Annotated in this window: 14 protein-coding genes and 1 pseudogene; 11 read left to right on the forward strand and 4 right to left on the reverse strand. The window is 72.9% G+C overall.

Annotated features, from left to right (window positions below):
* Positions 1 to 12: 12 nt before the first annotated feature.
* Positions 13 to 1,272: a phosphoribosylamine--glycine ligase gene (purD, locus tag H508_RS0101365; RefSeq protein ID WP_026372731.1), complete on the forward strand. Its 1,260-nt coding sequence runs from the start codon at positions 13 to 15 to the stop codon at positions 1,270 to 1,272.
* Positions 1,269 to 2,144 (forward strand): phosphoribosylaminoimidazolesuccinocarboxamide synthase, encoded by an 876-nt coding sequence (locus H508_RS0101370; RefSeq protein WP_026372732.1) that lies wholly within the window; start codon positions 1,269 to 1,271, stop codon positions 2,142 to 2,144. The genes purD and H508_RS0101370 overlap by 4 nt, the downstream gene beginning before the upstream one ends.
* A 250-nt stretch (positions 2,145 to 2,394) precedes the next feature.
* Here H508_RS0101370 and ypfJ read toward each other — a convergent pair whose 3' ends face one another.
* Positions 2,395 to 3,294, reverse strand: coding sequence for a KPN_02809 family neutral zinc metallopeptidase (gene ypfJ / locus H508_RS0101375; RefSeq protein WP_026372733.1), 900 nt, complete (start codon positions 3,292 to 3,294; stop codon positions 2,395 to 2,397).
* Positions 3,295 to 3,411: 117 nt separating this feature from the next.
* Here ypfJ and purS point away from each other — a divergent pair, with 117 nt between their 5' ends.
* The 7 genes and pseudogenes from purS to H508_RS18000 all read left to right on the forward strand — a co-directional run.
* Positions 3,412 to 3,672, forward strand: a complete 261-nt coding sequence (purS, locus tag H508_RS0101380) for a phosphoribosylformylglycinamidine synthase subunit PurS (protein WP_026372734.1) — start codon at positions 3,412 to 3,414, stop codon at positions 3,670 to 3,672.
* Positions 3,669 to 4,358, forward strand: coding sequence for a phosphoribosylformylglycinamidine synthase subunit PurQ (gene purQ, locus H508_RS0101385; protein WP_026372735.1), 690 nt, complete (start codon positions 3,669 to 3,671; stop codon positions 4,356 to 4,358). Before purS ends, purQ begins: the two co-directional genes overlap by 4 nt.
* A 203-nt stretch (positions 4,359 to 4,561) precedes the next feature.
* A complete protein-coding gene (locus H508_RS0101390; RefSeq protein WP_026372736.1) occupies positions 4,562 to 5,056 on the forward strand; it encodes a DUF3817 domain-containing protein in 495 nt (164 codons plus the stop codon).
* A gap of 108 nt (positions 5,057 to 5,164) precedes the next feature.
* On the forward strand, positions 5,165 to 7,447 hold the full coding sequence (gene purL, locus H508_RS13835) for a phosphoribosylformylglycinamidine synthase subunit PurL (RefSeq protein WP_035253605.1): 2,283 nt from the start codon (positions 5,165 to 5,167) through the stop codon (positions 7,445 to 7,447).
* A 52-nt stretch (positions 7,448 to 7,499) separates the two neighbouring features.
* The gene (locus H508_RS0101400; protein WP_026372737.1) at positions 7,500 to 7,937 is read left to right on the forward strand and encodes a DUF1761 domain-containing protein; all 438 of its coding nucleotides are present in this window, start codon (positions 7,500 to 7,502) and stop codon (positions 7,935 to 7,937) included.
* Positions 7,934 to 8,401 carry an SRPBCC family protein gene (locus H508_RS0101405; RefSeq protein WP_026372738.1) on the forward strand — a complete coding sequence of 156 codons (468 nt, stop codon included), beginning with the start codon at positions 7,934 to 7,936 and terminating at the stop codon, positions 8,399 to 8,401. Before H508_RS0101400 ends, H508_RS0101405 begins: the two co-directional genes overlap by 4 nt.
* Before the next feature lie 275 nt (positions 8,402 to 8,676).
* Positions 8,677 to 8,772, forward strand: a pseudogene (locus H508_RS18000) (NINE protein); the annotation flags it as partial.
* Between the two features lie 155 nt (positions 8,773 to 8,927).
* Here the strand turns inward: H508_RS18000 and H508_RS0101415 are convergent.
* The 3 genes from H508_RS0101415 to H508_RS0101425 form a co-directional block, all read right to left on the reverse strand.
* Positions 8,928 to 9,218: a chorismate mutase gene (locus H508_RS0101415; RefSeq protein WP_026372739.1), complete on the reverse strand. Its 291-nt coding sequence runs from the start codon at positions 9,216 to 9,218 to the stop codon at positions 8,928 to 8,930.
* A 167-nt stretch (positions 9,219 to 9,385) separates the two neighbouring features.
* Complete coding sequence (locus H508_RS13840; protein WP_169514146.1) at positions 9,386 to 10,918, reverse strand: glycosyltransferase family 2 protein; 1,533 nt, start codon at positions 10,916 to 10,918, stop codon at positions 9,386 to 9,388.
* A gap of 96 nt (positions 10,919 to 11,014) precedes the next feature.
* Positions 11,015 to 11,599 carry a GNAT family N-acetyltransferase gene (locus tag H508_RS0101425; protein WP_026372740.1) on the reverse strand — a complete coding sequence of 195 codons (585 nt, stop codon included), beginning with the start codon at positions 11,597 to 11,599 and terminating at the stop codon, positions 11,015 to 11,017.
* Between the two features lie 56 nt (positions 11,600 to 11,655).
* On the opposite strand from H508_RS0101425, the gene H508_RS13845 reads away from it, so the two are divergent.
* Positions 11,656 to 12,279, forward strand: coding sequence for a maleylpyruvate isomerase N-terminal domain-containing protein (locus tag H508_RS13845; protein WP_035253606.1), 624 nt, complete (start codon positions 11,656 to 11,658; stop codon positions 12,277 to 12,279).
* Positions 12,280 to 12,359: 80 nt separating this feature from the next.
* The gene (gdhA, locus tag H508_RS0101435; protein ID WP_026372741.1) at positions 12,360 to 13,706 is read left to right on the forward strand and encodes an NADP-specific glutamate dehydrogenase; all 1,347 of its coding nucleotides are present in this window, start codon (positions 12,360 to 12,362) and stop codon (positions 13,704 to 13,706) included.
* The last annotated feature ends 55 nt before the right edge of the window (positions 13,707 to 13,761 follow it).

The raw sequence follows: 13,761 nt of genomic DNA on the forward strand, positions 1-13,761 counted from the left end.
TAGAATGGGCGCGTGCGGATCCTCGTCCTCGGCAGCGGCGCGCGCGAGCACGCCATCATCACGGCGCTCCTCGCGGAGGGCCGCCACGACATCACGGCCGCGCCCGGCAACGCCGGCATCGCCCGGGAGGTCGAGACCGTGCGCCTCGACATCAAGAGCCCCGAGCTCGTCGCGGAGCTCGCCGTCGACGGCGGCTTCGAGCTCGTCGTCATCGGCCCGGAGGCCCCGCTCGTCGCGGGCGTCGCCGACGAGCTCGAGCGCGTCGGCGTGCCCGTCTTCGGCCCCACGAAGGCCGCCGCCCGCATCGAGGGCTCGAAGTCGTTCGCCAAGGAGGTCATGGCGCGCGCCGGGGTGCCGACGGGCACCGACACGACCGCCTCGACGCTCGACGACGTGCGTGCCGCGCTCGACGCATCCGCACCCCCGTGGGTGCTGAAGGCCGACGGCCTCGCCGCCGGCAAGGGCGTCATCGTGACCGACGACCGCGCGGCCGCCGAGGCGCACGCGGAGGCGTTCCTGCCCGACGGGCCGCTGCTCATCGAGGAATACCTCGCCGGCCCAGAGGTGAGCCTGTTCGTGCTCACCGACGGCACGCACGCCGTGCCGCTCGCGCCCGCGCAGGACTTCAAGCGGCTTGGCGACGGCGACACCGGCCCCAACACCGGCGGCATGGGCGCCTACTCGCCGCTGCCGTGGCTCGCCGAGCGCTTCGGCAGCGAGCAGGCGTTCGTCGACGAGGTCGTCGAGACGGTCGCGCTGCCGACGATCCGAGCGATGGCCGAGGCGGGTACGCCCTTCCGCGGCCTGCTCTACTGCGGCCTCATCGTCACCGACGCGGGCGTCAGGGTGATCGAGTTCAACGCGCGCTTCGGCGACCCTGAGACGCAGGTCGTGCTGCCGCGCATCGAGTCGGGCTTCGCGGATGCGCTCCTGGCGGCCGCGAACGGGAGCCTCGCCTCCGTCGCGCCACTGTCGTGGCGCGACTCGGCCGCGGTCGCGGTCGTGCTCGCGAGCGAGGGCTACCCGGGCGACCCCATCACGGGCCGGCCGATCCACGGGGTCGACGAGGCGGAGCAGCTCGAGGGCGTGCGCGTGCTGCACGCCGCGACGGGCGCGGGCGAGCAGGGGCTCACCGCCACGGGCGGCCGAGTGCTCAACGTCGTCGGCACCGGTGCGACGATCGCCGAGGCGCGCGAGCGCGCCTACGCGGGGCTCGCCGCGATCTCGCTCGAGGGCGGGCAGGCGCGCACCGACATCGGCGCGAACGCATGACGGGCGCGGCGGAGCTCGCCGGCTGGCACCTCGCCTACAGCGGCAAGGTGCGCGACCTCTACGTCCCGGAGGGCGCGACGCTGCACGAGGCGCCGGAGATGCTCATGGTCGCCTCCGATCGCGTCTCGGCCTTCGACCGCGTGCTCGAGCCGGCGATCCCCGGCAAGGGCGAGCTGCTCACGACGCTCACCCGCTGGTGGACCGAGCGGCTCGGCCTGCCGACGCAGCTCGCCGACGGCGCCGACGACCGCACGCCCGAGGCGGTGCGGGGTCGGGCGATGCTCGTGCGCATGCTCGACATGCTGCCGGTCGAGTGCGTCGTGCGCGGCCGCGTGACCGGCTCGGGGCTCAAGGAGTACCAACGGGTCGGGTCGATCTCGGGCGTCGCGCTGCCCGAGGGCCTCCGCGACGGCGACGCGCTGCCCGAGCCGATCTACACGCCCGCGTGGAAGGCCCCACAGGGCGAGCACGACGAGAACGTCTCGTTCGAGCGCACCGTCGAGCTCGTCGGCGCAGCCGATGCCGACGCGATCCGCGACATGAGCCTGAGCGTCTACGCGATGGGCGCCGCGATCGCCGAGGAGGCGGGGCTCGTGCTCGCCGACACCAAGTTCGAGTTCGGCCGCGACCGGCTGACGGGCGAGCTCGTGCTCGCTGACGAGGTGCTCACGCCCGACTCGTCGCGCTACTGGGATGCCGCGGCGCTCGCCGAGGGTCGCGTCGAGTCGTTCGACAAGCAGATCGTGCGCGACTGGCTCGCGGCGAACTGGGACGGCGAGGGTGACCCGCCGCGGCTGCCGGCCGACGTCGTGGAGCGCACGGCCGCCCGCTACCGCGAGCTCTTCGACCGCTTGACTTCCTCCGCCGGCTGAGCCGCCCACCGCCAGCTGAGCCGCTGCGCGTGCCGCAGGCACGCACGGCGTGTCGAAGCCCGCCGAGGCGCGCCCGTCAACCGGTCCTGTGCGCGGCGAAGACGTCTGCTGGGCCCGACGGCACAGGGAACCGGTCGAGCGGCCGCACGGCGCTCGACGGGGACGCTTCGACACGGTCGGTGCCCTGCGGGCACGGACCGGCTCAGCGCTCGGAAGGCGGCGGACCGGCTCAGCGTGCGGGACGGCGGGCTCAGACCTCCGGCGCCCGCCACGTGTCGCAGCTGCCGACGCCCTCGTTGTAGCCGGTCGCGAGCCAGCGCTGCCGCTGCTCGCTCGAGCCGTGCGTCCACGTCTCGGGGTTCACGCCGCCGCCGCTCTGCGCCTGCAGCCGGTCGTCGCCGATCGTCGACGCCGCGTTCATCGCGTCGTTCATCTCCTGCTGCGTCGGTGCGATGAGCACCGGGTCGCCGCCGTCGTCGTCGCGCGTCTGCGACGCGCCGTTCATCCACGCGCCGGCGTAGCAGTCGGCCTGCAGCTCCGACCGCACGCCGCTCGACTGCGGACCCGAGTCGCCGCGCTCGACCCGCTGCAGGTCACCCGTGAGGTGCTGGATGTGGTGGCCCCACTCATGCCCGAGCACGTAGAGCTGCGCGAGCGAGCCGCCCGAGGCGCCGAACTGGTCGCGCATCTGCTGGAAGAACGTGGTGTCGATGTAGATGCGCTCGTCCGCCGGGCAGTAGAACGGGCCGACCGCGCTCGTCGCCGCACCGCATCCCGTCTGCACCTGCCGGTCGAACAGCTGCACGCTGGGGTCGCGGTACTCGAGGTTGTTCGCCGCGAACGTCGTCTCCCAGAACTGCGACATCGAGTCGGCGCCGCCCTCCATGCGGCAGGTGACGTTGGCGGGGTCGTTCGCGTCCTCGCCGGTGCATCCCGTGACCTCCTCGCCCTGCGACTGCGAGCCGGGCGAGATCGGCTGCTGCGGCGCGAGCCCCGTGAGGTCGATGCCGAAGAACATCGACACCAGCACGAGGATGACGGTCACGAGACCGCCGCCGCCGACCGCGAGCGCGCCACCGCGACCGCCACCACCGCCCCCGCCCCGGCTCACGGTGGAGGTGTCGAAGTTCGCGTTGCCCCTGAACGTCATGGCGGCACCATAGCCGCGGCGACCCGACGATCAGCCGGGAATCCGCCCGCCCGCCCGCGGCACCCGCCGCATCCGTAGAATGGGGTGACCCCAACCCGCCGCGAGCTAGGGAGACCCATGGCCGTCATCGTCGTCGACGTCATGCCGAAGGCCGAGATCCTCGATCCGCAGGGCAAGGCGGTCAGCCGCGCGCTCGCGCGGCTCGGGCACGGCGAGATCGGCGACGTGCGCCTCGGCAAGCGCTTCGAGCTCACCGTCGAGGGCGAGGTGACGGATGCCCTGCTCGAGCAGGTGCGGAAGATCGCCGACGACGTGCTCGCGAACACCGTGATCGAGGATGTCGTGGGCGTGCGGGTGCAAGATGAGGCCGACCGATGAGGGTCGGCGTCATCACCTTCCCCGGCACGCTCGACGACCGGGACGCGCAGCGGGCCGTGCGGCTCGCGGGCCACGAGCCCGTCGCGCTGTGGCACGGCGAGCACGACCTGCACGGCGTCGACGCGCTCGTGCTGCCCGGCGGCTTCTCGTACGGCGACTACCTCCGCTGCGGCGCGATCGCCGCGCGCTCGCCGATCATGACCGAGGTCGTCGAGGCGGCCGAGCGCGGCATGCCCGTGCTCGGCATCTGCAACGGCTTCCAGATGCTCACCGAGGCGCGGCTGCTGCCCGGCGGCCTCGTGCGCAACGCCACCGGCCTGTTCGTGCGCCGCGACCAGCGGCTGCGCGTCGAGCGCACGACAACCGCGTGGACGAACCGCTTCGAGGTCGGCCAGGAGATCGTCATCCCGCTCAAGAACGGCGAGGGCCGCTTCGTCGCGACGCCCGACGAGATCGAGCGCATCGAGGGCGAGGGGCTCGTCGTCTTCCGCTACCTCGGCGACGACCCGAACGGCTCGATCGACGCGATCGCCGGCATCGCGAACGCGGCCGGCAACGTCATGGGGCTCATGCCGCACCCCGAGCACGCGGTCGAGCTCGGCTTCGGTCCCACGACGACGCGCATGAAGGCGGGCATCGATGGGCTGGAGATCTTCAAGTCGGCGCTCGAGGCGGTCGCGGCGTAGCGGCCACCGCCGGTCGAGCAGACCGGCGCAGCCACCACCGCTGGTCGAGGAGACCGGCGCAGCCACCACCACTGGTCGAGTAGACCGGCGTAGCCGGTCGTATCGAGACCGACCGGTCGTCATCTCGATACGGCCCTGCGGGCCTACTCGATGAGCGGGACAGACCCGAGCGACGCGTTGGGCGGCGAGTGTAGACTGGCTACATGACTGCGCCCGCTTCGACGACCGCGACCGGCCTCACTCCCAAGCGGCTCTACCGCTTCCTCGCGATCGCCGAGGCCGTCACCTGGACGGCGCTCATCCTCGCGATGGTCGCGAAGTACGGCTTCGAGAACGACGCGCTCCTGCCCATCGCGGGCGGCACGCACGGCTTCGTCTTCCTCTCCTACGCCGCGATGCAGCTCGTCGTCGGCCACAACCAGCGCTGGCGCCTCGGCACCGTCGCGCTCGGCGTGCTGACCGCCGTCATCCCCTACGCGACGATCCCGTGGGAGCGCCGCCTCGTGCGCACCGGCGCGCTCGACGGCGACTGGCGCACCGAGCCGACCGGCGAGCCGGGCGACGACCGCTGGATCGACCGGGCCTTCCGCTGGGGCATCACCCATCCGATCCTGCTCGGCGCCATCGCGCTCGCGCTCGTCGCGATCGTCTTCGCCGCGCTGCTCACGGCCGGCCCGCCGACCGAGTGGTTCGACTGAGCGGCTGACCGGCACCGAGCCCGACCGTCCCCGACGACGGCGCGCGAGCCGACGCATCCGCCCGCTCGATAGGATCGAGGGACCGCCGAGCCACCTCCTAGGAGAGTCGTGACCGCTTCCACTCCGCGCGACACCGTCGAGCGCGCCGCCGCCACCCCGGAGCGCGAGCAGCCGTTCGCGGCCCTTGGCCTCAAGCCCGACGAGTACGAGCGCATCCGCGAGATCCTCGGCCGCCGGCCCACGAGCGCCGAGCTCGCGATGTACTCGGTGATGTGGAGCGAGCACTGCTCCTACAAGTCCTCGAAGAAGCACCTGCGCACCTTCGGGCAGAAGGTCACGCCCGAGATGCAGGAGCGGCTCATGGTCGGCATGGGCCAGAACGCCGGCGTCATCGACGTCGGCGAGGGCTGGGCCGTCACCTTCAAGATCGAGTCGCACAACCACCCCTCGTTCGTCGAGCCCTTCCAGGGCGCGGCGACGGGCGTCGGCGGCATCGTGCGCGACATCATCTCGATGGGCGCGCGCCCGGTCGCGGTGATGGATGCGCTGCGCTTCGGCGACATCGACCACCCCGACACCGCGCGGGTCGTGCACGGCGTCGTGGGCGGCATCTCGTTCTACGGCAACTGCCTCGGGCTGCCCAACATCGGTGGCGAGACGGTCTTCGACGCCGTCTACCAGGGCAACCCGCTCGTGAACGCGCTCGCCGTCGGCGTGCTCCGCCACGAGGACCTGCACCTCGCCAACGCGACGGGTGCGGGCAACAAGGTCGTGCTCTTCGGCGCCCGCACGGGCGGCGACGGCATCGGCGGCGCGTCGATCCTCGCCTCCGAGTCGTTCGACGAGGAGGGCCCGGCGAAGCGCCCTGCCGTGCAGGTCGGCGACCCGTTCGCCGAGAAGGTGCTCATCGAGTGCTGCCTCGAGCTCTACGCCGCGGGCGTCGTCGAGGGCATCCAGGACCTCGGCGCCGCGGGCATCTCGTGCGCGACGAGCGAGCTCGCCGCGAACGGCGACTCGGGCATGCGCGTCGAGCTCGACCACGTGCTGCTGCGCGACCCGACGCTCACGGCCGAGGAGATCCTCATGTCGGAGTCGCAGGAGCGCATGATGGCGATCGTCGCGCCGGAGAAGCTCGACGAGTTCCTCGCCATCACCGGCAAGTGGGACGTCGAGACGAGCGTGCTCGGCGAGGTGACCGGCGACGGGCGGCTCGTCATCACCCACTCGGGCGAGGTGATCGTCGACGTCGACCCCAAGACCGTCGCGATCGACTCCCCCGTCTACGACCGCCCCATGGCGCGCCCCGAGTGGCAGGACGCGCTGCAGGCCGACTCTGCCGCCTCGCTCCCCCGCGCCGCGGGCGAGGAGCTCGGCGAGCAGCTCCGCGCGCTCATCGGCTCCCCCAACCTCGGCGACCCGTCGTGGATCACCGACCAGTACGACGACTACGTGCTCGGGAACACGGCGCTCTCGAAGCCCGACGATGCCGGCATGGTGCGCATCGACGAGGAGTCGGGGCTCGGCTTCGCGGTCGCGGTCGACGCGAACGGCCGCTACTGCCAGCTCGACCCGCGCGAGGGCGCGAAGGCCGCGCTCGCCGAGGCCTACCGCAACGCCGCCGTCACGGGCGCGACGCCCGTCGGCGTGAGCGATTGCCTCAACTTCGGCAACCCCGAGATCCCCGCGGTCATGTGGCAGTTCGCCGAGGCCGTCGACGGCCTGGCCGACGGATGCGTCGAGCTCGGCATCCCGGTCACGGGCGGCAACGTCTCGTTCTACAACCAGACGGGCGAGACGCAGATCCACCCGACCCCGGTCGTCGGCGTGCTCGGAGTGATCGACGACGTCGACCGCCGCTTGCCCTCCGGCTGGCAGGACGACGGCCAGGCGATCTTCCTGCTCGGCACGACGCGCGACGAGCTCGACGGCTCGGCGTGGGCCGGCACGATCCACGGCCACCTCGGCGGCCTGCCGCCGCGCGTCGACCTCGCCGCCGAGCGGCAGCTCGCGGGCCTCATGCAGGGCATCGCGTTCGACGGCCTCGCGACCGCCGCGCACGACCTCTCGGAGGGCGGCCTCGGCGCCGCCGTCGTCGAGGGCGCGCTGCGCTTCGGCATCGGCGCGCGCATCTGGCTCTCTGGACTCATGGAGCGCGACGGCATCGACGAGACCGCGGCGCTCTTCTCCGAGACCGGCGCACGCGCGATCGTCGCCGTCGCGCGCGAGGACGAGGTGAAGTTCACGGGCATGTGCGAGGCACGCGGTGTGCCGGTGCTGCGCATCGGCGTGACCGACGCCGAGAGCCGCGCGATCGAGATCCAGGACATCGCGACGATCCCGCTCGACGAGCTGAGCGCCGCCAACCGCGCTCCGCTCGCCCGCTTCGCGTAACCGGCCCGGCTCGCGCGGTGCGGCGGATGCCGCGCGAGCCTATGCTCCAACCATGGAGCTCACCGTCCCCGCCATCAACATCTGGGCCGTGCTGCTCGCGACCGTCGCAGCGATGGCTGCCGGCTTCGTCTACTACCAGCCGAAGGTGCTCGGCAACGCGTGGATGAAGGCCGTCGGCCACACCTCCGACAGCATCGCGAGCGGTCCGAAGCCGTGGGTGTACCCGATGCTCACGGTCTGCGCCTTCGTCACCGCGTGGGTGCTCGCCGGCGCCGCCTGGATCTCGCAGGAGTTCTACGGCGGCAGCTTCCTGCTCAACGCGCTCGTGACCGGCTGGATCCTCTTCGTCGGCTTCACCGCCGCCCGCGTGCTCACGCACGACGCGTTCGATCCGCGCGGCCTGGGGGTCGCGGGCTTCACGATCCTCAACGAGCTCATCGTCGTCACGGTGATGGCGCTCGTCATCGGCGTCTGGCCTCCGGCGTCATGAGCGACCTCTCGCTGACCCTCGAGCGGTCGATCGACGCGCCGACGGATGCGGTGTGGCGCGTGCTCACGGACCTCGAGGGCACCGCTGCGGTGCTGTCGGGCGTGACGCGCGTCGAGCGGCTCGCCGGCGCGGGCTACTCCATCGGCACCCGCTGGCGCGAGACGCGTACGATGCTCGGCCGCGAGGCGACCGAGGAGATGGAGGTCGTCGGGATCGAGCCGGGTCGCTCGACGACGATCGCCGCCGAGTCGCACGGCATGCGCTACCGCACCGAGTTCACGCTCGAGCCGACCGGCGGCGGCGCCGGCACGCTCCTCCGGATGCGCTTCTCGGGCGCGTACGAGTCGCCGTCGTGGATCCAGCGGGCCGCGGCGAAGCTCACCGCTCGTCTCGGCATGGCGGCCACTCGGAAGGCCATGGAGCAGGACCTCGCCGACATCGCCGCGGCCGCCGAGCGCGCCTGATCTAGGCTCTCGGGGTGAGCACGCCCGCATCCCCCGGTTGGCACGACGACCCCGAGGGTCGCCGGCGCTGGTGGGACGGGCAGCGCTGGGGCGCGTACGCGCCGTGGGACGAGGGATCCGCGAGCGCCCCGCGACCGCGGTCGGCCGGCGCCGCGCCGCTGCAGCTCGATCGCCGACTGCTGCGCGATCCCACGCCGGGCGACGCCCGCACGGCCGAGCCGGTGCCTGCTCGGAGCGAGCAGCCGGCGAAGTCGCTCGCGATCGCCTACCTGCTCGTGCTGCTCCTCGGTCCCTTCGGCGCCCACCGCTTCTACCTCGGCCGGACCGCCTCGGCGTTCGGCATGCTCTCGCTCACGCTCGTCAGCACGATGCTCATCGTCGTCGGCGTGCCGCTCATCCTCGCCGCCGCGGCGTGGTGGCTCGTCGACATCGCGCTCACCCACCGGATGGTGCGCGCGGCGGACGCACGGGCGACGCGCGCGCCCGGCCGGGCGTCTACCGCGGCTGGCCGTCGGCCTGAGCCGGGCTACTCGGCGCTCGCGATGCGCTCGTGGTGGTGGATGACCTCGGCGATCACGAAGTTCAGGAACTTCTCCGCGAACTCCGGGTCGAGGTCCGCCTCCTCGGCGAGCCGACGAAGCCTGGCGATCTGCGTCGCCTCGCGCGCCGGGTCCGACGGGGGCATCGCGTTCGCCGCCTTGAGCTCGCCGACCGCTTGCGTGAGCTTGAACCGCTCCGCGAGGGTGTGGATGAGCACGGCGTCGACGTTGTCGATCGAGCGCCGCAGGCGCAGCAGCTGCTCCTCGGGACTCGTCATACTCCCAGCCTAAGTCGCTCGCGCAGCCGCTCGCGCCGCGCCGCGCTCGCGCATCCGCGACCCGGCCCACCGTTCTGCAGGCGATCCGGGCGGCCGGAGGGGCATCTTCCGTCGCACAGGGCGGATCGCCTGCGAAACGGGGTCTGCGGGCTCGCGCGCCGCGCGACTCACTCCGCGCGCACCGGCTGCGGCTCGAGCGCATCGCGCCAGCCGAACGCGAGCCCCGCGGCGGCGATGCCGACGAACGGCAGCGCCATGTCGGGCCGCTCGACCGCGACCGCCGCGAGCCCGGTCGCGCCCGCCGCCACCGCGACCTCCATGCCGCGCCGCTGCACGACGGCGAGCACACCGGCGCCCGCTCCCGACTTCGGCGTCACGTGGAAGCGCGCCCGGCCCGACACGAGCACCATCACGATGGCGCGCGCCGCGACGAGCGAGACGGATGCGTAGAGCATCGCCGCGCGCACGGTGAACGACGCGCTCGCGAGCAGCCCGCGCGTGCGCGCTCGGTGGACGGCTTCCGGCACGAGCGGCGCGAGCCCGAGCGCGCCGAGCACGACGCCGACCTGCCAGGGGAAGGCCGGCGCGAGCGTCGCCGCCGCCACGAGCGAATAGGCGAACAGCACGAGCGGCACGAGCGCCGCGAGCACGGGCACGAGCAGGTCGAGCACGAGGTCGGCGCGGCGGAGCGCCCCGAGGCGGCCGTCGACGAGGCTGCCCCGCGAGCGCGCGAGCAGCTGCACCGCGCCCTCGACGAACTTGCCGAACTGCACCGCGAACGCCGCGTGGTCGACCGGCGGATCCTCGATCGAGCGCAGCTCCGGCGCCGCGACGAGCCGGTGCCCGCGCCGCGCGAGCTCGACCGAGAGCGCGGTGTCCTCCATCACGAGCTCGGGGAACCCGCCCGCGTCGCGCACCGCGGCGACGTCGAGCATCGCGCCGCGGCCGCAGAAGACGCTCACGCCGAGCGCGTCGCGGCCGGCGAGCTGCATGGCGGCGTGCCGCGCGAAGAGCCCGCCGAAGTCGCGCACGAACGACGTGCCCTCGCGACGCATGCCGATGCTCCCCTGCACGACCCCCGCATCCGGGTGCAGGGCGAAGCGCGCGAGCCCGCGCTCGACGAAGTCGCCGGGGATCTCCTGGTCGGCGTCGAGCACGACGATGCGGTCGACCTCGTCGCTGTGCCGATCGAGCCACGCGTTGAGGTTGCCCGCCTTCGCGCCGCCGCTCCCCGACCGCCGATGCACCTCGACGACCCCCTCGGCGACGAGCGCGTCGATGCGCGCACGCGTCTCGGGCAGCGAGGAGTCGTCGAGCACGACCGTGCGGGTGCCAGGGTGCGACTGCTGAGCGCTCCGCCGCACGACGTCGGCGCGGAAGTCGTCGACGACCGGGTACAGGATCGCGACGCGCTCGTCGCCCGACGCCGCGGCGACGCGGGGCTCGGGGGCCGACGCGCGCCGCGCGGCGAGGAGCAGCACGACGTGCCGCGAGCCGGTCAGCAGCGCGAGCCCGACGACCGGCGCCGCGACCGCGAGCGCCACCCACCCGGCGACCGAGGTCGGCGACGCGAGTCTCGCGATCGCGAGCGCCACGATCACGGTGAGCACCGACCACAGCACCGCCAGGAGCACGGGAGCATCGGCCGCTCGCGGCGCCTGGGCAGGCGGAAGTCCGGGCCGGCGGTCGATGCGGGTCACTCGCGCTCCTTCCCGCACCACGGTCGCGGCGCGATGCACGGAGGCTAACGAGCGCGGCTCCGCGTTCCTGGGGAGCCAGCCGCGAGCGCGCTGGCCTCAGCGCGCGTCGAGCCGCGCCTCGAGGCCGCGCCGCACGGCCGGCCACTCCGGAGCGATGATCGAGTAGACGACCGTGTCGCGCAGCGTGCCCTTGTAGACCTGGTGGCTGCGGAGCACGCCGTCGAGCTTCGCGCCGAGCCGCTCGATCGCGTCGCGCGACTGCCGGTTGTGCCAGTGCGTGCGGAACTCGACCGCGACGCAGCCGAGCTCGTCGAACGCGCGCTCGAGCATCATGAGCTTGATCGCCGGGTTGACGCCCGAGCCCTGCGCCGAGACCGCCATCCAGGTCGAGCCGATCTCGAGCCGCGGCGTCTCGGCCTCGATGTGCATGTAGGTCGTCATGCCGACCGCGCGCCCGCCGACGACGATCGCCCACGGCACCATCGTTCCCTCGCGGTGGAGCGCGAGCCGGCGGTCGATCTCGTCGCCGACCGCGCTCGGCTCCGGCACGCTCGTGTACCAGGCGCGGCGCCACAGCTCGCCCTCCGCGGCGGCGTCGGCGAGCGCCGGTGCGTGCTCATGGCCGAGCGGCTCGAGGGTGACGAGCGGATGCGTCAGGACGACCGGGTCGAGGATGCTCACGGTGCCATTCTGGCGGCACCGTTGCCGCCGCCGGGGCGCCGTGCGAGCATGCGCGCATGACCGTGCGCTTCGACGACGCCGCCAGCGATCTCGTGCAGCTCGTCCGGCGGGTGCCGCGCGAGCGGCTCGACGGCCCGGGGCTCGGCGAGTGGACGCTCCGCGAGCTCATCGGGCACACCTCCCGGGCCATCACGACCGTCACGGCCTACCTCGCGCAACCCGAGCCGGAAGCGGTCACGATCCACTCGGCGAGCGAGTACCTCGAGGTCGTGCTGCGGCAGCACGGCGACGACGAGGCCATCCTGTTGCGCGGACGCGCGGCCGGCGCGGCGCTCGGCGACGACCTCGCCGCCGAGATCGAGGCGATGCACGTCGAGGCCGCGGCCGCGATCGCCGCGGCGGGGCCCGACCGGCGCATCGCGATCGGCGGTGACGCGACGATCGCGATGCGGCTCGGCGAGTACCTGCGCACGCGGGTCTTCGAGCTCACCGTGCACGGCATCGACATCGCCGACACCGCGGGCGTCGAGTGGACGCCCGTGCCCGCGCACGTGCTCGACGCCCTGCACCTGGCCGCCGTCAACGCATCCGCCCGCGGCGCAGGCATCGAGTCGCTGCGATTGCTCACCGGACGCCGCCCCGCGGCCGGGCTCGACGGCGTGCTCCGCGCCGGGGCGTAGCCCCCGACGAGCGCTCGGGGCTGCGCGGAGGCGCCTGCTGTACGATCGACCGGTTGTCTGACACGTGACGGAGGCCTCGGTTGTCGCAGCTCCACCCCCACCTCGAGCCGGTCTACGCGGACGTCCTGCACCGCAACCCCGGCGAGGCCGAGTTCCACCAGGCCGTCTTCGAGGTGCTCGAGAGCCTCGGCCCCGTCGTCGCGAAGCGCCCCGACTACGTCGACGCGCAGATCCTCAACCGGATCGTCGAGCCCGAGCGGCAGATCATCTTCCGCGTGCCGTGGATCGACGACGCGGGCGTCGTGCAGATCAACCGCGGCTTCCGGGTGCAGTTCAACTCGGCGCTCGGCCCGTACAAGGGCGGCCTGCGCTTCCACCCCAGCGTCTACCTCGGCATCATCAAGTTCCTCGGCTTCGAGCAGATCTTCAAGAACTCGCTCACGGGCCTCCCGATCGGCGGCGGCAAGGGCGGCAGCGACTTCGACCCGAAGGGCAAGTCCGACTCCGAGATCATGCGCTTCTGCCAGTCGTTCATGACCGAGCTGCGCACCCACATCGGCCAGTACACCGACGTGCCCGCGGGCGACATGGGCGTCGGCGGCCGCGAGCTCGGCTACATGTTCGGCCAGTACAAGCGGCTGACGAACGAGTACGAGTCGGGCGTGCTGACGGGCAAGGGCATCACGTGGGGCGGCTCGCAAGTGCGGAAGGAGGCGACCGGCTACGGCACCGTCTACTTCCTCGAGGAGGTGCTGCGCTCGCGCGGCGAGAGCTTCGAGGGCAAGCGCGTCGTCGTCTCCGGCTCCGGCAACGTCGCGATCTACGCGATCGAGAAGGTGCAGCAGCTCGGCGGCACCGTCATCGCGTGCAGCGACTCCTCCGGCTTCGTCGTCGACGAGCGCGGCATCGACCTCGAGCTCGTGAAGGAGATCAAGGAGGTGCGCCGCGGCCGCATGGCCGAGTACGTCGAGCACCGACCGCACGCCTCCTTCACCGCCGACGCATCCATCTGGACCGTGCCGTGCGACATCGCCGTGCCGTGCGCGACGCAGAACGAGCTCGACGAGGACGACGCCGCGACGCTCGTGCGGAACGGCTGCACCGTCGTCGGCGAGGGCGCCAACATGCCCGCGACGCAGGGCGCGGCCCGCGTCTTCGCCGCAGCGGGCATCGCCTTCGCGCCCGGCAAGGCCGTCAACGCCGGCGGCGTCGCGACGAGCGCCCTCGAGATGCAGCAGAACGCCTCGCGCGACTCCTGGACCTTCGACCACACGGATGCGCGCCTGCGGGAGATCATGCAGGGCATCCACGACCGCTGCGCCGAGACTGCGGAGGAGTACGGCCGGCCGGGCGACTACGTCGCGGGCGCGAACATCGCCGGCTTCAACCGCGTCGCGGACGCGATGCTGGCGCTCGGCGTCATCTGACTGGCAGGCTCTCAGCAACGCGCCATACGCTGGCGCGGCACACGGGACGAGGAGA

Source organism: Agrococcus lahaulensis DSM 17612, from assembly GCF_000425105.1.
GTDB classification, from domain to species: Bacteria; Actinomycetota; Actinomycetes; order Actinomycetales; family Microbacteriaceae; genus Agrococcus; species Agrococcus lahaulensis.

What these genes read in the sequence shown, in the direction of transcription:
- ypfJ (WP_026372733.1), bottom strand. Translation starts at nt 3,294, where the DNA reads ATGACGTTCAGGGGCAACGCGAACTTCGACACCTCCACCGTGAGCCGG.
- H508_RS0101415 (WP_026372739.1), bottom strand. Translation starts at nt 9,218, where the DNA reads ATGACGAGTCCCGAGGAGCAGCTGCTGCGCCTGCGGCGCTCGATCGAC.
- H508_RS13845 (WP_035253606.1), top strand. Translation starts at nt 11,656, where the DNA reads ATGACCGTGCGCTTCGACGACGCCGCCAGCGATCTCGTGCAGCTCGTC.
- purQ (WP_026372735.1), top strand. Translation starts at nt 3,669, where the DNA reads ATGAGGGTCGGCGTCATCACCTTCCCCGGCACGCTCGACGACCGGGAC.
- purS (WP_026372734.1), top strand. Translation starts at nt 3,412, where the DNA reads ATGGCCGTCATCGTCGTCGACGTCATGCCGAAGGCCGAGATCCTCGAT.
- H508_RS0101370 (WP_026372732.1), top strand. Translation starts at nt 1,269, where the DNA reads ATGACGGGCGCGGCGGAGCTCGCCGGCTGGCACCTCGCCTACAGCGGC.
- H508_RS0101400 (WP_026372737.1), top strand. Translation starts at nt 7,500, where the DNA reads ATGGAGCTCACCGTCCCCGCCATCAACATCTGGGCCGTGCTGCTCGCG.
- H508_RS0101405 (WP_026372738.1), top strand. Translation starts at nt 7,934, where the DNA reads ATGAGCGACCTCTCGCTGACCCTCGAGCGGTCGATCGACGCGCCGACG.
- H508_RS0101390 (WP_026372736.1), top strand. Translation starts at nt 4,562, where the DNA reads ATGACTGCGCCCGCTTCGACGACCGCGACCGGCCTCACTCCCAAGCGG.